We start from the raw sequence: 18,256 nt of genomic DNA, 5'->3' as shown, positions 1-18,256 counted from the left end.
GGGGGTGTTGCAGGGGTACATGGGGGTCACCCCTTCACGGCGCCGGACAGCAGACCGCCGGTGAGCTTCTTCTGCATGATCGAGAAGAAGACGATGCTGGGGATGGCCGCGAGCACGGAGCCCGCGGCGAGGGGGCCGAGCGCCACCTTGCCCTCGCCCCCGATGAACATCTTCAGCGTGATGGGCAGCGTGTAGTTCTCGGGCGACTGGAGCAGGACGAGCGCGAAGAAGAACTCGTTCCACGACGAGACGAAGCTGAACATCGCCGTCGCGACGATGCCCGGCATGAGCAGCGGGAAGACGATCGTGCGGAGCACGGTGAACCGGCTCGCGCCGTCCATGGAGCCCGCCTCCTCGAGGTCCACCGGGATCGCGGAGACGTAGCCCTGCATCATCCACAGCGCGAACGGCAGGGTGTACGTGGTGTGGACGAGCGTGAGCCCGACGAGCGAGTCCGTGAGGCCGATGGTCCGCAGGATGAGGAACAGCGGCAGGATGATGAGGATCACCGGGAACACCTGGCTCACCAGGATCCAGCCGACGCCCGCCGCGCGGATCTTGCCCCGCAGGCGCGCGAGCACGTACGACGCGGGCAGCGCGATGACGATGACGAGCATCGTCGAGACCACCGCGACGATCGCGCTGTTCCACGCCGAGCGCACGAGCCCCTGGCGCGAGAGTGCCTGGGAGTAGTTCTCCCAGTGGAAGTCCTGCGGGATCAGGCTCACGGTGAGCGAGTTGAGCTCGCCCGACGACTTGAGCGACGCCGAGATGAGCCACAGGAGCGGGAAGCCGAGGAAGAGGATGTAGAACGCCAGGGCCACGTACTGGGCCGGGCGGACGAGTGCGCGCACGGGTCAGCTCTCCTTCTCGGAGCGGAACTGCGACCGCAGGTAGATCGCGAGCAGGAGGACGACGACGATCACCAGGACCACGCCCATCGCGGCGGCGTAGCCGATGTTCCGGTTCTTGAACGCCTCCAGGTAGGTGAAGAGCATCGGCAGCATGGTCCGGCCGCCCGGCCCGCCCTCGGTGAGCACGTAGACCAGCGAGAACGAGTTGAAGTTCCAGATGAAGTTCAGCGACGTGATCGACGTGATGATCGGCCGCAGGCTCGGGAGCGTCACCGCGGTGAAGCGGCGCCACGCGCCCGCGCCGTCCATCGCGGCGGCCTCGTGGAGCTCGTCCGGGATCTGCTGGAGCCCGGCGAGCAGCGTCACGGTGGTCTGCGGCATGCCGACCCACACCCCGACGACGATCACCGCGGGCAGCGCGGTGGAGAAGTCCGCGAGCCAGTTGATGTCGTCCGGGAGCCCGAGGGCGCCGAGGAACGCGTTGAGCGGCCCGGCGTTGGGCGAGTAGATCATCTGCCACATGATCGCCACGACGACCGGCGGCATCGCCCACGGGATGAGGGCCAGGACGCGCGTCAGCCCCTGGAGCCGCAGCCCCGAGTTGAGCAGCAGCGCGAGGCCCATCGCCGCGACGAGCTGGAGCAGCGTCACCGAGACGGCCCAGATCATGCCGATGCGGAACGAGTCCCAGAAGAACGAGTTGTCCGCGAGGCGCACGAAGTTGTCGACGCCCACGAACTGGTAGTCCGGGTGGCGCACGAGCCGCGCGTCGGTGAACGCCAGGGCCACGCCCATGACGAGCGGCGCGACGCTCAGCACGAGGATCGGCAGGAGCGACGGCATGACGAGCGCGATCGCCTCGCGCCGCTTGGCGCGCGCCATGCCGCCGGTCCGGCGCGGCGTGCCGCGGTCCGGTCGGCGGGCCGCGGCGGCGTGCGGGTCGCCCGCGAGGGTCGGCGCGCTCATCGAGACCCCTCTCTCGCGGCGGTCGACTCGCGCACGACGAGGCGCGGCCCGACGGCGGTGTGCCGCCCGGCCTGCGCGTCGCCGTCCACGAGGTCGACGACGAGCTCCGCGGCGACCCGCCCGCGCTCGGTCGAGCCGAGCGAGACGCTCGTGAGGCTGGGCTGGAACACCCGGCCGATCTCGGTGTCGTCCATGCCGGTCACCGCGACGTCCTCGGGGACCGACAGCCCGCGCTCGCGCACGGCCCGGATCGCGCCGATGGCGAGCAGGTCGTTGGCCGCGACGATCGCGTCCGGGCGCGTGCCGTCGTCGGTCCCGTCGAGGAGCGCGAGCGTGGCCGCGAGACCCGCCGCGACGGTGAAGTCCGCCGCGACGACGGCGTCGGCGCGCTCGCCCGTGAAGTCGTCGGCGTGCGTCGCGGCGTCGAAGCCGCGCTGCCGCGCCTCACCGGGCGTGGTGTCGAGCGGCCCGTTGAGGAACGCGATCCGGCGGCGGCCGAGGCCGAGCAGGTGGCGCACGGCCTCGCCGATGCCGCCCGCGGAGTCGGTGGACACGGAGTCGATGCCGCGGTCAGCGAGGGTGCGACCGATGACGACGACGGGCACGGGTGCCTGCCGGATCTCCTCGACGAGCTCGTCGTCGGTGCGCAGCGGGCTGAGGATCATGGCGTCGACGAACCCGCTCGACAGGCTGCGCACGAGCTCGACGGTCGACCGCGTGGTGTCCCCCGTCGTCATGACGACGACGCGGTATCCGTGCGGCGCCAGGACCTCGTGGATCGCCGTCATCATCTCGACGTAGACGGGGTTGCCGATGTCGGCGACGGCGAACGCGACCTGGAACGTCTTCTTCAGGCGCAGCGAGCGCCCGATCGCGTCCGGGCTGTAGCCGAGCTCGGTGGCCGCGGCGCGCACGCGCTCGACCATCGCCGGGCTCGCGCCCGTCCCGTGCAGGGCGCGGGAGGTCGAGGCCAGGGAGACCCCGGCCCGCTGTGCCACCTGGATCAGCGTGGCGCGTGATGACGTCACTGTCGTCCACCTCGTCGTCGAAGGACCGTTCTGGAAACGTTTCCAGACTGACGACCTCGACAGCCTTGGAAACGTTTCCGGGTTGCGCACACTCTCGCACCCGCCCCGCCCGGACGTCAACCCCTCGGCACGCCCTCGCACCGAGGGGGACCTTCGGTCGGCTCTACCTCGCGGGACCGAGGCCCCGCCTCGCGCCTCCCACGGGTACGGGGTTCCGCGTACGGGGGTTGTCCATCGTGGCGACGCCGCACCAGGCTCGACCCGACCCGACCATCGACGAAAGGTGCACCGATGCACACCCGAGCTCCGGCGTCGTCCTCCCCCGCGGCGGCCGCCGCGGTCGCCCAGCGGCCCGCGTCCCGTCCCCTCGCCCTGCTTCTCGCCGTTCTTCTCACGCTCGTGGGAGCGCTCTCCTGGGCGGTCGCCGGCCCGGCGCAGCAGGCGCACGCCGCGACCTGCGCCCCCGCGTGGAGCTCCGGCGCCGTCTACCTGGGCGGCGCCGTCGTCTCGCACGGCGGCCAGAACTGGAAGGCCGGCTGGTGGACGCAGGGCGAGACGCCCGGCACCACCGGCGAGTGGGGCGTCTGGCGCACCCAGGGCGCCTGCGGCGGAGGGGGGCCGACCGACCCGACCGACCCGACGGACCCCGGCACGCCCGGTGCCTTCGTCGTGTCCGAGGCGCAGTTCAACCAGATGTTCCCAAACCGGAACGCGTTCTACACGTACCAGGGTCTGGTCGACGCGCTGTCGGCCTACCCCGCCTTCGCGACGACGGGCGGCGACCAGGTCGCCAAGCGCGAGGCGGCGGCGTTCCTCGCGAACATCAACCACGAGACCGGTGGGCTCGTGCACATCAAGGAGATCAACACCGCGAACTACCCGCACTACTGCGACGCCTCGCAGCCGTACGGCTGCCCCGCGGGCCAGAGCGCGTACTACGGCAAGGGCCCGATCCAGCTCAGCTGGAACTACAACTACAAGGCGGCCGGTGACGCGCTCGGCATCGACCTGCTCAACAACCCCTACCTCGTGGAGCAGAACTCGGCCGTCGCCTGGAAGACGGGCCTGTGGTACTGGAACACGCAGTCCGGGCCGGGCACGATGACCGGCCACCAGGCGATCGTCAACGGCGCCGGCTTCGGCGAGACGATCCGTTCCATCAACGGCTCTCTCGAGTGCAACGGCGGCAACCCGGCGCAGGTGCAGTCGCGCATCACCGCGTTCCAGCGCTTCGCGCAGATCCTCGGCACGACGACGGGCGCGAACCTGTCCTGCTGACCACCCGTCCCGCGCAGGTGACCGTGGCCCGTCCCGACCCGGGGCGGGCCACGGTCGCGTCCGACGAGCCCCGCCCGGGGCGGCGGTAGGTTCGGCGGCATGAGCACGCACCCGACCGCCGACGCCGTCCGATGCCCCTGCCTGTCCGGCGACGCCTACGAGGCGTGCTGCGGCCGCTACCATGCGGGCCTGCGACCAGGTCCGGACGGCGCGGCACCGGGCCCGTACGCCCCGACCGCGGAGGCGCTCATGCGCTCGCGCTACAGCGCGTTCGCCGTCGGCGACGCCGACTACCTGCGCGCGACCTGGCACGCGTCCACCCGGCCGGCCGACCTCGACCTCGACGACGACCTCGAGTGGCGCCGCCTCGACGTCCTGCGCACGGAGGCCGGCGGCCCGTTCGACACCACGGGCGTCGTCGAGTTCGCCGCGTACCACCGGTCGCGCGCGGACCGCTCCGACCGCGGTCGGCTCCACGAGGTCAGCCGGTTCGTGCGCGAGGGCGACCGCTGGTACTACGTCGACGGGACCACCGCCGGCTGACATCCCGCACTCCGGGGCGCCGACCAGGTGGTACCGGCTCGTCAGGAGCAGCTGACGGACCTGGACCGCCTGCTCAGGGCCCCGAGATCACCTGTTCGGCGACCCGGCCCGTGCGCGGGGACGACGGGATGCCACGGCGAGCAGCACGACCGCCACGAGCAGCGACCCGAGGAGGGCGCCGGCGGTGTTCATGACGACGTCCTGGACGGTCGGGACGCGGCCGGGCAGGAGGTTCTGGGTCAGCTCGATCGCGACCGACAGCGCACCGCCCGCGAGCGTCACGACCCCGACGGCGCGCCACACGCCCGGTGGCGCGCCGCGGCGTCGGGCGGTCGCACCGCGCAGGAGCGGCACCCCGAGCAGGCCGAAGGGGCCGAACATCACGACGTTCGCGAGCGCCTCGAGCACAGGCAGCGTGATCGGGACGCCGAGGCCCTGGAGGAACCCGAGGGTCGCCGTGGCCCAGCCCGGCGCGTCGGTGGACTGCGGCGACGGCCACAGGGTCACGACGAGGACCGCGGCGAGGTAGGCGACGAACGTCCAGGTCAGCAGGCGCATCGCGTCAGCGTACGAGGGCCGTCCCGAGGCGGGGCGCCTCCTGTCGAACACGCACGATGCCTCCACCGGTCCCCCTCCTCGCCGAGCGTGTCCGGCGGAGCCTCGGTTCACTGGCGCCATGGTCTCCCTCGGTTTTCACGCGTCCCACGAGCAGATCGCCCCGGGCCCTCTGCTGGGTGCCGCGCGTCGTGCCCAGGAGGTGGGGTTCGACGCCGCGATGTGCTCCGACCACCTCGCGCCCTGGAGCGTGCGGCAGGGCGAGTCGGGCCACTCCTGGTCCTGGCTCGGCGCCGCGCTCGCCAGCACCGACCTGCCGTTCGGCGTCGTCACGGCGCCCGGCCAGCGCTACCACCCCGCGGTGGTCGCGCAGGCGATCGCGACGCTCGGTGCGATGTTCCCCGGCCGGTTCTGGGCCGCGCTCGGCTCCGGCGAGGCGATGAACGAGCACGTCACGGGCGACCCGTGGCCCCCCAAGGACGACCGGGACGATCGCCTGCGCGAGTGCGTGGACGTCATCCGCGCGCTGCTCGCGGGCGAGGAGGTCACGCACCGCGGCCACGTCACCGTGGACCGTGCGCGCGTGTGGTCGCTGCCCGACGTCGTCCCGCGCCTCGTGGGCCCGGCCGTCACCCCGGCGACGGCGCGCCGCCACGCGGACTGGGCCGACGGTCTCGTGACGGTCAACCAGCCGGTCGAGTCGCTGCGCCGCGTCGTCGGCGCGTACCGCGACGCGGGCGGCCGGGGTCCGCTCGCCGTGCAGGTCCACGTCGCGTGGGGCGACGACGACGCGGCCGCGTTCGCCGTCGCGCACGACCAGTGGCGCTCCAACCTGCTGCCGCCGAGCGTGAGCTGGCACCTCGAGACCCCCGAGCAGTTCGACGCGGTCGCGGACCTCGTGCGTCCGGAGGAGGTGCGCGGGACGGTCCTCGTCGAGCACGACGCCGAGCGCTTCGCGGACCGCGTCGCCGAGCTCGCGGCCTGTGGGTTCGACGAGGTGTACCTGCACCACGTGGGGCAGCAGCAGGACGCGTTCCTCGACGCGGCGGGGGCGACGCTGCTGCCGCTCCTGCGGTCGGCGACAGCGACGACCGAGGGAGGTGCGGCATGAGGATCAGCGACACCGGCGACCTGTGGTGGAAGAACGCGGTGATCTACTGCCTCGACGTCGAGACGTTCATGGACTGGGACGACGACGGCGTGGGCGACTTCGCCGGGCTCGTCCAGCGCCTCGACCACCTCGCCGACCTCGGGGTCACCTGCCTGTGGCTCATGCCGTTCTACCCGACCGCCGACCGCGACGACGGCTACGACATCACCGACTTCCTCGCGGTCGACCCGCGGCTCGGCGACGTCGGGGACCTGGTCGAGCTGATCCGGACGGCTCACGACCGCGGCATCCGGGTCATCGCCGACCTCGTGGTCAACCACACGTCCGACCGGCACCCGTGGTTCAAGGCCTCGCGCGCCAGCACGGACAACCCGTACCGCGACTTCTACGTGTGGCGCGCCGACGAGCCGCCGCCCACGAAGGACCAGGTGATCTTCCCCGACCAGGAGGAGGGCATCTGGACCAAGGACGAGCGCACCGGCGAGTGGTACCGGCACCGCTTCTACCGCCACATGCCGGACCTCAACACGGCGAACCCGCTCGTCCGGGACGCGATCGCGAAGACGATGGGCTACTGGGTCCAGCTCGGCCTGTCGGGGTTCCGGGTCGACGCCGTCCCGTTCTTCCTCGGGGACGCGGCGGCGAACCCGTCGGACGAGATCGAGGACCCGCACGACTTCCTGCGCGCCCTGCGCTCGTTCCTCTCGCGCCGCACCGGGGACTCGATCCTCATGGGCGAGGTCAACCTGTCGTTCGAGGAGCAGCGCCTGTACTTCGGCGACGACGGGGAGGGCGACGGGAGCGAGTCCGGACCGTCGAGCTCCGAGCTGACGCTCCAGTTCGACTTCAACGGCATGCAGGCGCTGTACCTGTCCCTCGCGCGGCACGACGCCGGCCCGCTCGCCGCGTCGCTCTCCGCGCGCCCCCCGATCCCGCACGACGCGCAGTGGGCGACGTTCGTGCGCAACCACGACGAGCTGACGCTCGACAAGCTCTCCGACGACGAGCGCCAGGAGGTCTTCGCCGCGTTCGGGCCCGAGGAGGACATGCAGCTCTACGGGCGGGGGCTGCGCCGTCGGCTCCCGCCCATGCTGGGCGGCGACCCGCGCCGCGTCCGGATGGTGTACTCGCTGCTCTTCGCGCTCCCGGGGACGCCGGTCCTCTTCTACGGCGAGGAGATCGGCATGGGCGAGAACCTCGCCGCGGACGGACGGCTCGCCGTGCGGACCCCGATGCAGTGGTCGTCGGGCCGCAACGGAGGGTTCTCGCGCGCCCCCGCGCGGCGGCTCGCCGGCCCGGTGCCCACGGACGGCTACGCACCCGAGCACGTCAACGTCGCGGACCAGCGGCGCGACCCGGACTCGCTGCTGATGTTCGTGCGCCTCCTCGCGCACCGGTACCGCGAGTGCCCCGAGCTCGGCTGGGGCGACGTCGACGTGCTCGACCAGGCGGTGCCGTCGGTCCTCGCGCTGCGCAGCACGTGGCAGGAGGCGTCGATGGTCACCGTCCACAACCTGTCCCCGGACCCGGTCGTGGTCCGGCTCGCGCTCGGCGACCTGCCGCCGGAGGCGCGCCTCGTCGACCTGCTCGACGCGGACGACGTCGAGCCGGAACCCGACGGGACCGCCGAGGTCCGGCTCGACGGCTACGGCTACCGCTGGCTGCGCGTCACGCACCCGGGCTCGCGCCGGCTCCTGTGAGCCGCGCGGCCGCCCTCACGTCGGGTGCACGACGCGCGACCGGGCGTCAGGCGTCGTCGCTCGGCTCGTCCGGGCCGACGGGGCGGCCGGGAGACGACGGCCAGTCGGGCGGGGAGTCCGGGACCGGGTCCATGTGGCTCGGGTCGCGCGGCGGCTCCGACGGGTCCGGGGGCGGCCCCGGGGACTTCGGCGGCTCGACCGTCGGCTCGACGGAAGGGACCGGTCCCGTGCCGGGCTCGTCGGGGTTCGTGGTCATGGCTGCACCTCCGCTGCTCATGACGCCCGGCCGGGCGTCCCTCTCGACGCTAGGCACGTCCGCGCCCGCTCGCTCGCCCCGGCGCCTCTCCGGTGCCCGAGCGACGCGGCCCGCTCCTACGATGCGGGCATGAGCGTCGTGCACACGGTGGGCCACTCCACGCGGTCCGTCGAGGAGTTCCTGGGCCTCCTGCGGGAGAACGGGGTGCGGCGGCTCGTGGACGTGCGCACCGTCCCGAAGTCGCGGCACAACCCGCAGTACCACCGTGACGCGCTGGGTCCCGTCCTGCGGGAGCACGGCATCACCTACCGCTGGGTCCGGGCGCTGGGCGGGCTGCGGCGCACGCGGCCCGACAGCCCGAACGGTGCGTGGCGCAACCTCTCGTTCCGCGGCTACGCCGACCACATGCAGACCCCCGAGTTCGCCGCGGCGGTCGACGACCTCGTGCGGCGCAGCACGCACGACGACCTCGTCATCATGTGCGCGGAGGCGGTGCCGTGGCGGTGCCACCGGTCGCTGGTCGGCGACGCGCTCGTCGTCCGCGGCGTGGAGGTGCGCGACATCGTCTCCGCCGCACGCCCGCGCCGGCACACGCTCACCTCGTTCGCGCGCGTCGAGGGGACGCGCGTCTGGTACCCGCCGACCACGGACGACCCGGCACACGACGCGGACGGAGCACCGGCGCCTCCCCGGGTCCTTACGCTGGGCACGTGACCTCGTTCGCCTCGGACAACTACTCCCCCGCCCATCCCGACGTCCTCGCCGCGCTGGCCGCGGCGAGCGCCGGGCACGAGATCTCGTACGGCGAGGACCCGTGGACGGCACGCCTCCAGGACGCCGTGCGGTCCCGCTTCGGCCCGGACGCTGCGGCCTACCCGGTGCTCACGGGGACGGGCGCGAACGTCGTGGCGCTCATGGCGATGCTCCCGCGCTGGGGCGCGGTCGTCGCGACCGAGCACGCGCACCTCAACACGGACGAGAACGGCGCGCCCGAGCGCGTCGGCGGGGTCAAGGTGCTCGCCGTCCCGGCGCCGGACGGGAAGCTCACGCCCGACGCCGTGGAGCGGTTCGCGGGCGACCTCGGCGACCCGCACCGCGCGCAGCCGCTCGTCGTGTCCCTCACGCAGGCCACGGAGCTCGGCACGCTCTACACGCCCGCCGAGATCCGCGCGGTGGCCGACACCGCGCACGCCCGGGGCATGCGCGTGCACCTCGACGGGTCGCGCCTCGCGAACGCCGCCGCCGCGCTCGACGTCCCGCTCCGGGCCCTGACGACCGACGCGGGCGTGGACGTGCTGTCGTTCGGCGGCACCAAGAACGGGCTCGCGCTCGGGGAGGCGGTCGTCGTGCTCGACCCGTCGGCCGTCGACGGAGTCGAGTTCGTGCGCAAGGCGACGATGCAGCTCGCGTCCAAGATGCGCTACGTCTCCGCGCAGCTCCTCGCGCTGTTCGAGCCGGTGGGCGACGCCGTCGCCGAGGTCGACGAGGTCGCGGACGAGGACGAGCTCTGGCTGCGCAACGCCCGGCGCGCCAACGCGATGGCGGCGCGCCTGCGCGCGGGGCTCGCGGACGTCGTCGTCCCCGCCGCGCTGGGACCGGACGACGACGCCGCGCCCGCCTCGACGTCGGGCCTCGCCTTCACGCAGCCCACGCTCGTCAACGCGGTCTTCGCGACCCTCCCCCGCGCGGCCGTCGAGCGCCTGCGCGAGCGGCACCGCTTCTACGACTGGGGACCGGGCGAGACCGCCGACCGGGTCGAGGTCCGGTGGATGTGCGCGTGGGACACGACCCCGGACGACGTGGACGGGTTCGTCGCCGACGTGCGCAGCGTCCTCGCGCTCGCGCGCTGACCGGGCGAGGATGGGCGCCATGACTCCCGAGACCCTCCCCACCCCGGACGACCTCGTGCACCTGCGCCGCTGCGTCGAGCTCGCGCGCGAGGCGCTCGACGACGGCGACGAGCCGTTCGGCTCCCTGCTCGTCGACCGCGACGGGGCCGTGCGGTTCGAGGACCGCAACCGTGTCAAGGACGGCGACGCGACCCGGCACCCGGAGTTCGAGATCGCCCGCTGGGCCGCCGAGCACCTGACCCCCGAGGAGCGGCGCGCCGCGACCGTGTACACGTCCGGCGAGCACTGCGCGATGTGCAGCGCGGCGCACGCGTGGGTCGGGCTCGGCCCGATCGTCTACGCGTCGAGCACGACGCAGCTCGTCGGCTGGCTCGACGAGTGGCGCGTGGCGCCCGGACCCGTGCGCCCGCTCGCGATCGGCGACGTCGCGCCGGGCGTGCCCGTGCGCGGCCCGGCCTACGAGCTCGCCCCCGAGATCCGGTCGCTGCACGCGCGCCTCCACGGCGTGTCGTGACCCTGTCAGCACGACGTCGCGCCCTGCCGCGACCTGGCGCTGACAGGTCGCGTCAGCCGTCCAGCGCGGCCGCCACCGTGGCCGCGACCTGCGGGAGCGCGAGGTAGCCCGCCGGGCTGCCGTCGGTGAGCAGCACGGCCGCCGCGTGGTGGCCCGGCGCCGCGTTCGCGACGACGAGGTCCTCGATCGGCGGCGTCGGCGGGTCGAGCGGGAACGCCTCCGGCCCGAGGCCGTGGAGCGCGAGCGCGTCGCGACGGTCGCGCGCCGCGACCCAGCGGCGCACCGGCGCGGGCACGCGGAGCGGGGCGCGCGCGGCGAGGACGTCCCGGATCGCCCGGATGGCGAGCGGGGAGCCCAGCGTGAGCAGCAGCGGCACGTCCCACCGCGCGGCGTCGGGGTGCTCGCGCAGCACCGAGTACGCGACGACCGACCCGAGCGAGTGCGCGACGACGACGGCCGGACCGTCGGTCGGGATCGCGGCCGCCAGCGCGTCGTCGATCGTCCTGCGCACGACGTCGTCGTGCAGGTACGCCCACACGTCGCGCGCGAGCAGCACGACGACACCGCTGCTCAGGCCGGGCACGTACCGGTCGAGCGCGGACAGCAGCAGGTTCAGCCACTCCCCCGCACCGGCCCCGGCGCCCTCGGGGCGGGCCGGGACGCCCGCTCCCGCGCCCCGCAGCACCTCCTCGACGACGGCCGCGACGAACGCGAGCTCGTCGCCGGGCAGGGCCGCGAGCGCGTGCACCGTCGCCGGCGGCGGCTCCGCGTCGCCCGCGACGAGCCCGGCGAGGGTGTCGCCGTAGAAGACGAACGACGTGTCGGCGTCGTGCAGCACACGGCTCGACCCTGCCGCGCGCAGCCCCGCGTCCAGCACCGTGGTCCACGTGCGGTCGAGGACGTCGGCGTCGAGGCCCTGGTTGTCGCGGCCGTGGACGAGCACGAGTCGGGTCACGCGCCCGAACCTACCGGCTGCCGGTGTCGCCCGGAGGGTCTACCGTCGCCCCAGAAGCGGGCCCCCGCCCCCGAGCCCCCGGAGGTACCCATGACCGACCCGACCCTGACCGAGCACAGCACGACCGCCGAGATCCACGTCGCGCGGCCGCCGCAGGTCGTGTGGGCCGAGCTGCTGCACCCGAGCGCCCGCTGGATGCTCGGCATGAACGTCGAGACCGACTTCCGGCCCGGCAGCCCCGTCACGTTCGAGGGGCACTACATGGGCCGCGAGTTCGCGGACTGGGGCACCGTCGTCGCGGTCGAGCGCCCGCGCCTGCTGCACTTCACGCACTTCTCCCCGACGATGGGCCTGCCCGACGTCCCCGAGAACTACCACGACATCGCCATCACCCTCGAGCCGGACGACTCCGGGACGCGCGTGCGCGTCGTCGAGCGCAACATCGAGACGGCCGAGCGCGCGGAGCGCGCGCACGCGCTGTGGGCCAAGGCGCTCGGGACGCTCGCGGGCCACGACTGAGGTCGGGCGCCGCTCGCCCGAGCGGGACGACGACGGGCCGGTCACCCCGCGGGGTGACCGGCCCGTCGTGCGTCGCGGTGCGCGACCGCGTCCCGCCCGTCAGGCGGTCCGGCGGCGCCTCGTCACGGCGAGCAGCGCGGCCCCGCCGAGGACGAGCAGCGCGCCCAGGCCGACGAGCCCGCCCGTGGTCGCGCCGGTCACGGCGAGCCCCCCGGTCGTGCTCGCCGTGTTGGTGAGCGTCACGTCCGCCAGCTCGCCGACGGCGACCGTCAGCCCGGTGGTGCGCTCGCCGTCGACCGTGAAGACCGGCGTGCCCCACCGGACGCCGTCGATGCTCGGCAGGTCGACCTCGCCGAGCGTCACGACGGTCCCCTCGGGGAGGTCCGCGGGGCCCGTGACGACCGTGCCGTCGGCGCGGACCGTGAGGCGCCCCGACGTCGGGCCGTCGTAGAGCGTCCCGCCCGGGACGTCCGCGGTCCAGGTGACCGTGAACGTGGTGTCGTCGGGCACCCGGCCCGCCGCGCTCCCGGTGACGACCTTGGGGACGGCGAACCCGCCGACGAGGTGCGCGTCGTTCGCGGTGTTGGTCAGGGTGACCGCGACCGCGGTGCCCGCGACGACCGTGAGGGTCGCCGGGTCGACGGCCACGCCGTCCACCGCGAACGTCGGCTCGCCCCAGAGGACGCCCCGGACCTCCGGCAGCGGGGTGCGCTCGGTGAACGTCACCTCGGTCCCCGCGGGCAGGTCCTGCGGCCCGGCGACCACGGTGCCGTCGGCGAGGACGGTGAGCGTGCCCTCCGTGGCGCCGTCGTACTCGACCCCGGCCGGGAGCACGGCGGTCCAGTCGACCTGGAACGCCGTCTCGGCCGGGACGAGGCTCGCGGCGTCGCCGCCGACCTCCTTGTGCACGGTGAACCCGCCGGCCTGCGCGACCGCCGTGTTCGTCACCGTGACCGCCACCGGGGCATCGGCGTCCCCGACCACGACCGTGGCCGGGTCGAACGACGGCGTGCCCCACGCGATCCCGGGGACGTCGGGGAACGTCGGCTCGGCGAGCGTCACGGCGGAGCCGTACGGCAGCGCAGGCCCGTCGACGACCGTCCCGTCCGCGAGGACGGTGAGCGTGCCGCTCGTCGGGCCGTCGAACACGACGCCGTCGGGCACGGTCGCCGACCACGTCACGGTGAACGCCGTGCCCTCCGGGACCGCGCCGGCCGCGGCGCCGGTGAGCGCCTTGGCGACGGTGAACGTGCCGAGTACGGTGTCCGCGGTGTTCGTGACGGTCACCGCCACCGGCTCGCCGTCGTTCTCCGTGATCGTCAGCGCACCCTCGGGGTCGAGGCTCGGCTCACCCCACGCCACGCCCGGGACCTCGGGCAGCGGCGTCTGCTCCGCGAACGTCACGACCGTCCCCACCGGCAGGTCCTGCGGGCCGTCCACGACCGTCCCGTCCGCGAGCACCGTGAGGGTCCCGGACAGGTCGCCCTCGTACGTGACGCCCTCGGGCAGCACCGCGGTCCAGTCGACCAGGAACTCCGTGTCGCCCGGCACGACCCCCGCCGCGTCGCCCGCGAGCGCCTTCTGCACGGCGAACCCGCCCACGACGCTCGTCGCCGTGTTCGTCACGGTGAGCTCGACGCCCGTCGCGCCCTCGACGATCGTCGCCTCGGCCCCCGGCGTGAACGCCGGGGCGCCCCAGACCACGTTCGGCACCTCGGGCAGCGGGGTCTGCTCCGTGAACGTCACGACCGTGCCCACCGGCAGGTCCGCCGGACCGGCCACGACCGTCCCGTCCGCGAGCACCGTCAGCGTGCCGGACAGGTCGCCGTCGTACGTCACGCCCTCGGGGAGGGCCGCGCTCCAGCCCACGACGAACTCGGTGTCGTCCGGCACGAGGCCCGCCGCGTTCCCGGTCACGGCCTTGGCCACCGTGAACCCGCCGTCCACCGTCGAGGCCGTGTTGGTGACCGTCACCGTGACGGTGTCGCCCCCGTTCTCCACGACGACGATCGTCGACGCGGGAGCGAAGGACGGCACGCCCCAGACCACGCCGTCGACCGACGGCAGCGGGGTGCGCTCGGTGAACGTCACCGTGGTCCCCACGGGGAGGTCCTGCGGGCCGTCGACGACGGCCCCGCTCGCGAGCACGGTCACCGTCCCGGTCAGCGGGCCCGCGTACGTGACGCCGTCGGGCAGCACCGCGGACCAGTCCACGAGGAACGCGGTGTCACCGGGCACCAGCCCGGCCGCGTTCCCGGTCAGCGCCTTGGCGACCGAGAAGCCGCCGTCCACCGTGGTCGCGGTGTTCGTCAGCGTCACGACGACGGGCGCGCCGGCGTTCTCGGTGATGGTGACCGTGGTCCCCGGGTCGTAGGACGGCGTACCCCACACGACGCCGTCGACCTCCGGGAGCGGGGTCTGCTCGCTCAGCGTCACGACCGTCCCGACCGGCAGGTCGGTCGGGCCGTCGACGACCGTGCCGTCGGCGAGGACGGTGAGGGTGCCGGACGTGTCGCCGTCGTAGTCGACGCCGTCCGGGATGTCGGCGCTCCAGTCCACGAGGAACGCGGTGTCGCCAGGCACCAGCCCGGCGGCGTTCCCCGCGAGCGCCTTCGCGACGCCGAACGACCCGACGACCGCGTTCGCGGTGTTCGTCACCGTGACCGCGACGGGCTCGCCGTCGTTCTCCGTGACGGTGAGCTGGGCCGGCGTGAACGACGGCGGGCCCCACACGACGTCGCCGACCTCGGGCAGCGGGGTCTGCTCGGCGAACGTCACCACGGTGCCCACGGGGAGGTCCGCCGGACCGTCCACGACCGTCCCGTCGGCCCGGACCGTCAGCGTGCCGGTGAGCGGACCGTCGTAGGCGACGTCCGGCGGCAGGACCGCGGTCCAGGTGACCGTGAAGGTCGTGATGTCGGGCACGATCCCGACCGCGTTCCCCTGGACGTCCTTCTGGAGCGTGAAGCCGCCGACGACGCTCGACGCCGTGTTGGTCACGGTCACGAGCGTCGGGGTGTCCCCGGTCTCCGTGACGGTCAGCGTGGCGGGATCGAACGACGGGTCGCCCCAGACGACGTTCGGGATCGTCGGGAGCGACGTCTCGGAGAACGTCACGGTCGTCCCGACCGGGAGGTCCTGCGGGCCGTCCACGACGGTCCCGTCCGCGAGGACGGTCAGCGTCCCCGTGAGGGGGCCGTCGTACGTGACGCCGGTGGGCAGCGTCGCGGCCCACGTCACCGAGAACGGCGTGCTTCCCGGCACGAGGCCCTCGGCGTCGCCGACGACGTCCTTGGCGACCGCGAAGCCGCCCACAGTGCTGGTCGCCGTGTTGGTCACGGTGATCGCGACGGGAGCGCCGTCGTTCTCGGTGATGAAGATCTCGGCGCCCGGGGTGAACGACGGCTCACCCCAGACGATGTTCGGCACCGCAGGCAGCGGCGTCCGCTCGGAGAACGCCACGGCGGTCCCGACGGGCAGGTCCTGTGGGCCGTCCACCACGGTCCCGTCCGCGAGCACGGTCAGCGTCCCGGACAGGTCGCCGTCGTACGTCACGCCGGTCGGCAGCACCGCCGTCCAGTCCACGAGGAACTCGGTGTCGTCCGGCACGGCGCCGGCCGCGTTCCCCGCGAGCGCCTTGCTCAGCGAGAACCCGCCGACGACGGACGTCGCGACGTTCGTGATCGTCACCGCGACGGGCTGCCCGCCGTTCTCGCTCACGACGAGCGACTCGGGCGAGACGATCGGGCTCCCCCACTGGACGCCGTCGATCTCGGGCAGCGGCGTCTGCTCGGCGAACGTGACGACCGTCCCGACCGGCAGGTCCTGCGGCCCGTCGACCACGGTCCCGTCCGCGAGCACGGTCAGCGTGCCGACGAGCGGGCCGCCGTAGGTCACGTCGGACGGGAGCGTCGCCGCCCAGTCCACGAGGAACGCCGTGCCGCCCGGCACCGCACCCGACGCGTTGCCGAGGAGCTCCTTCTCCAGCGTGAACCCGCCGTTCACGGTGCTCGCGGTGTTCGTCACCTGGACGACGGCCGGCTGCCCCTGACCCACCGTGAGCTCGGTCGGGGTGATGGACGGCATGCCCCACACGACGCCGTCGATCGCCGGCGGCGCGACCTCCGTGAACGTGACGACCGTCCCGACGGGGAGGTCCACGGGACCGGCGTACGGGGTGCCGTCCGCGAGGACCACCGCCTGCCCCTCGGTCTCGCCGTCGTAGACGACGCCCGCCGGGATCTCCGCCGTCCACGTCACGGTGAACGCCGTGTCGTCGGGCACGAGCCCCGCGGCGTTGCCGTCCACGATCTTCACGACCGTGAACCCGCCGACGTGCGTGGTCGCGGTGTTCGTCACCGTGACGAACGTGTTCTGGCCCTCCCCGACCGTCACGGTCGAGGGCTCGACGACGGGCGTCCCCCAGACGACGCCGTCGACCGGGTCCGGGGTCACCTCCGTGAACGTCACGGTCGTGCCGACCGGCAGATCCTGCGGGCCGTCGACGACCGCGCCGTCCGCGAGCACGGTGAGCGTGCCCGTCAGGTCGCCGTCGTACGTCGCCCCGTCGGGGAGCGTCGCCGCCCAGTCGACCTGGTACTCCGTCGCGGGGTCGACGGCGCCCGCCGCGTTGCCCTGGAGCGGAGCCTTCTGCACCGAGAACCCACCGACCGGTCCGCCGGCGTTCGCCGTGTTGACGACCGACACGGTCATCATCGAACCGTCGACGACGGTGAACGAGGTGGGATCGCTCACCACGTCACCGTTGACGCGGAACACCGGCGACCCCCACGACACGCCGGGGACGGTCGGCAACGTCGGCTCCGAGACCGTCACGACGGTCCCGACGGGGAGGTCCGGGCCCGGGACGAGGTTGCCGTTGAGCGGGACCTCGAGGTCACCCTCGCCGGTCTCGCTGTCCGGTGCCGGCGTGACGTAGGAGTAGTGGACGGTGAACACCGTCCCGGCCGGGACGTCCGCCGCGGCGGCGCCCGTCACCGTCTTCTGCACGACGAAGCTGGAGGTCGGGACACAGTTGAACGGCCCCGGACCGATCCACGGGTAGTTGTGGATCCCCAGGCCGCTCTGCGAGCCCTCGCCGCCGAACGTGAGGTCGCCGCCGACGTACACCCGCCCGTTCATGTGGTTGTAGAGCTGGACGTCCGCCGCCGGTGCCATGACCGACCCCATGAACTGCGCCGCCCCCGCCGGGCCGAGCTGGACCGCGTCGGCGTCGACAAAGTTCCACATGATCCGCGACGCCCAGTTGCCGAAGTTCGGGTTGGCGAAGTCGTCGAACCGGACGTTGTTCGCGGCGAAGTAGTTGGGCTGGAAGTCGACCGGGCCGCCCACCACGTTGATGACGATCGGGGAGCCGTCAGCGAACCCGTCGAAGTTGAGCGTGTTCACGCCGTTGAGCGCCGCGGCGTCCACCGTGAACACGTGCAGGTCGGTGCTCGCCGAGCCGTCGAAGGTCGCGATGTTGCCCGTCACCGTGGCGGGTGTCCCGGTCAGGCCGGCGAACGCCGTCGAGGCCTGGGTGACCTGGTCGCCGAAGTCGCCGAACGGCGCGAGCGCGGTCGCAGCGCCGAGGTTCGGCCGCAGTTCCCCGCCGTTCGTGTCCACCGTCCCTGCACCGGTCTTCGCCGCGCCGACCTGGACGTCACCGCCGCCTTGGTCCTGGTAGCCCGCGCCCACGATCACGTTCGTCGGTGCGACCACGTCGAGAGTGCCGCCCACGTGGAGCATGACCGTGCCGGGGTCCGGCGCGATCTGAGACCCTGCCCCGACCGTGCCGACGTTGAACGAGTTCCCGCTGAGCGTGCGGTTGAACGTCGCATCCCCGCCGACGACCAGCACGCCCTCGGCCTCCGACGCCGACCCCGTGGCGAGGAAGTTTCCCCCGGCATACACCGAGACGTTGTTGTCCGTGAACTTCGGGGGCAGGTTCCCGATGCCGGGGAACTGGCCCGGGTCGGGGCACTGCCCGACCGCGGCGAACGAGGGTGCGGCCTGGGGCCCGGTGACGAGCACGACGGCCCCGGCGAGCGCGAGCGTCGCGGCGGTGACGGCTGCGACGACACGACGCAGGGGGTCGAGCGTGCGGGTGCAGGTACCTCGAGACATG

15 protein-coding genes are annotated in these 18,256 nt (G+C 73.6%); 8 read left to right on the top strand and 7 right to left on the bottom strand.

Features of this window, described 5'->3' with window-relative positions; all coding sequences use genetic code 11:
- Nucleotides 1-26: 26 nt before the first annotated feature.
- Genes ACZ402_RS11660 through ACZ402_RS11650 form a run of 3 tightly spaced genes read right to left on the bottom strand, consistent with a single transcriptional unit; the run spans nucleotide 27 to nucleotide 2,848 of the window.
- Nucleotides 27-854 carry a carbohydrate ABC transporter permease gene (locus tag ACZ402_RS11660; RefSeq protein ID WP_353708173.1) on the bottom strand — a complete coding sequence of 276 codons (828 nt, stop codon included), beginning with the start codon at nucleotides 852-854 and terminating at the stop codon, nucleotides 27-29.
- Between the two features lie 3 nt (nucleotides 855-857).
- A complete protein-coding gene (locus ACZ402_RS11655) occupies nucleotides 858-1,820 on the bottom strand; it encodes a carbohydrate ABC transporter permease (RefSeq protein WP_375824987.1) in 963 nt (320 codons plus the stop codon).
- Nucleotides 1,817-2,848, bottom strand: a complete 1,032-nt coding sequence (locus tag ACZ402_RS11650) for a LacI family DNA-binding transcriptional regulator (RefSeq protein WP_375824986.1) — start codon at nucleotides 2,846-2,848, stop codon at nucleotides 1,817-1,819. The genes ACZ402_RS11655 and ACZ402_RS11650 overlap by 4 nt, the downstream gene beginning before the upstream one ends.
- A 291-nt stretch (nucleotides 2,849-3,139) precedes the next feature.
- Between ACZ402_RS11650 and ACZ402_RS11645 the strand changes: the two genes are divergently transcribed.
- A complete protein-coding gene (locus tag ACZ402_RS11645) occupies nucleotides 3,140-4,126 on the top strand; it encodes a glycoside hydrolase family 19 protein (RefSeq protein ID WP_375824985.1) in 987 nt (328 codons plus the stop codon).
- A gap of 99 nt (nucleotides 4,127-4,225) precedes the next feature.
- Nucleotides 4,226-4,669, top strand: a complete 444-nt coding sequence (locus tag ACZ402_RS11640) for a YchJ family protein (protein ID WP_375824984.1) — start codon at nucleotides 4,226-4,228, stop codon at nucleotides 4,667-4,669.
- 87 nt (nucleotides 4,670-4,756) lie between these two features.
- Here the strand turns inward: ACZ402_RS11640 and ACZ402_RS11635 are convergent, their stop codons facing one another.
- Nucleotides 4,757-5,227: a VanZ family protein gene (locus ACZ402_RS11635; RefSeq protein WP_375824983.1), complete on the bottom strand. Its 471-nt coding sequence runs from the start codon at nucleotides 5,225-5,227 to the stop codon at nucleotides 4,757-4,759.
- A gap of 118 nt (nucleotides 5,228-5,345) precedes the next feature.
- Here ACZ402_RS11635 and ACZ402_RS11630 point away from each other — a divergent pair, with 118 nt between their 5' ends.
- Together ACZ402_RS11630 and ACZ402_RS11625 are read left to right on the top strand one after the other, a co-directional pair.
- Complete coding sequence (locus ACZ402_RS11630) at nucleotides 5,346-6,335, top strand: TIGR03885 family FMN-dependent LLM class oxidoreductase (RefSeq protein ID WP_375824982.1); 990 nt, start codon at nucleotides 5,346-5,348, stop codon at nucleotides 6,333-6,335.
- Nucleotides 6,332-8,035, top strand: coding sequence for an alpha-amylase family protein (locus ACZ402_RS11625; protein ID WP_375824981.1), 1,704 nt, complete (start codon nucleotides 6,332-6,334; stop codon nucleotides 8,033-8,035). The genes ACZ402_RS11630 and ACZ402_RS11625 overlap by 4 nt, the downstream gene beginning before the upstream one ends.
- Before the next feature lie 46 nt (nucleotides 8,036-8,081).
- Here ACZ402_RS11625 and ACZ402_RS11620 read toward each other — a convergent pair whose 3' ends face one another.
- Nucleotides 8,082-8,291, bottom strand: a complete 210-nt coding sequence (locus tag ACZ402_RS11620) for a hypothetical protein (RefSeq protein ID WP_375824980.1) — start codon at nucleotides 8,289-8,291, stop codon at nucleotides 8,082-8,084.
- 129 nt (nucleotides 8,292-8,420) lie between these two features.
- Here ACZ402_RS11620 and ACZ402_RS11615 point away from each other — a divergent pair, with 129 nt between their 5' ends.
- The 3 genes from ACZ402_RS11615 to ACZ402_RS11605 are packed head-to-tail and all read left to right on the top strand — an operon-like array spanning nucleotide 8,421 to nucleotide 10,655.
- A complete protein-coding gene (locus tag ACZ402_RS11615) occupies nucleotides 8,421-9,005 on the top strand; it encodes a DUF488 domain-containing protein (RefSeq protein WP_375824979.1) in 585 nt (194 codons plus the stop codon).
- On the top strand, nucleotides 9,002-10,141 hold the full coding sequence (locus ACZ402_RS11610) for a threonine aldolase family protein (protein ID WP_375824978.1): 1,140 nt from the start codon (nucleotides 9,002-9,004) through the stop codon (nucleotides 10,139-10,141). Before ACZ402_RS11615 ends, ACZ402_RS11610 begins: the two co-directional genes overlap by 4 nt.
- Nucleotides 10,142-10,160: 19 nt before the next feature.
- Complete coding sequence (locus ACZ402_RS11605) at nucleotides 10,161-10,655, top strand: nucleoside deaminase (protein ID WP_375824977.1); 495 nt, start codon at nucleotides 10,161-10,163, stop codon at nucleotides 10,653-10,655.
- A 52-nt stretch (nucleotides 10,656-10,707) separates the two neighbouring features.
- On the opposite strand, the gene ACZ402_RS11600 is transcribed toward ACZ402_RS11605, so the two are convergent.
- A complete protein-coding gene (locus tag ACZ402_RS11600) occupies nucleotides 10,708-11,610 on the bottom strand; it encodes a hypothetical protein (protein WP_375824976.1) in 903 nt (300 codons plus the stop codon).
- A 90-nt stretch (nucleotides 11,611-11,700) separates the two neighbouring features.
- Between ACZ402_RS11600 and ACZ402_RS11595 the strand changes: the two genes are divergently transcribed.
- Nucleotides 11,701-12,129, top strand: a complete 429-nt coding sequence (locus ACZ402_RS11595) for an SRPBCC family protein (protein ID WP_255179838.1) — start codon at nucleotides 11,701-11,703, stop codon at nucleotides 12,127-12,129.
- Between the two features lie 99 nt (nucleotides 12,130-12,228).
- Here ACZ402_RS11595 and ACZ402_RS11590 read toward each other — a convergent pair whose 3' ends face one another.
- Nucleotides 12,229-18,255, bottom strand: a complete 6,027-nt coding sequence (locus ACZ402_RS11590) for a DUF5979 domain-containing protein (RefSeq protein ID WP_375824975.1) — start codon at nucleotides 18,253-18,255, stop codon at nucleotides 12,229-12,231.
- Between the last annotated feature and the right edge of the window lies 1 nt (nucleotide 18,256).

Source organism: Cellulosimicrobium sp. NPDC030954 (assembly GCF_055571305.1).
Note: the sequence above shows the minus strand (reverse complement) of the source record. Positions and strands in the feature narration are given on the sequence as shown.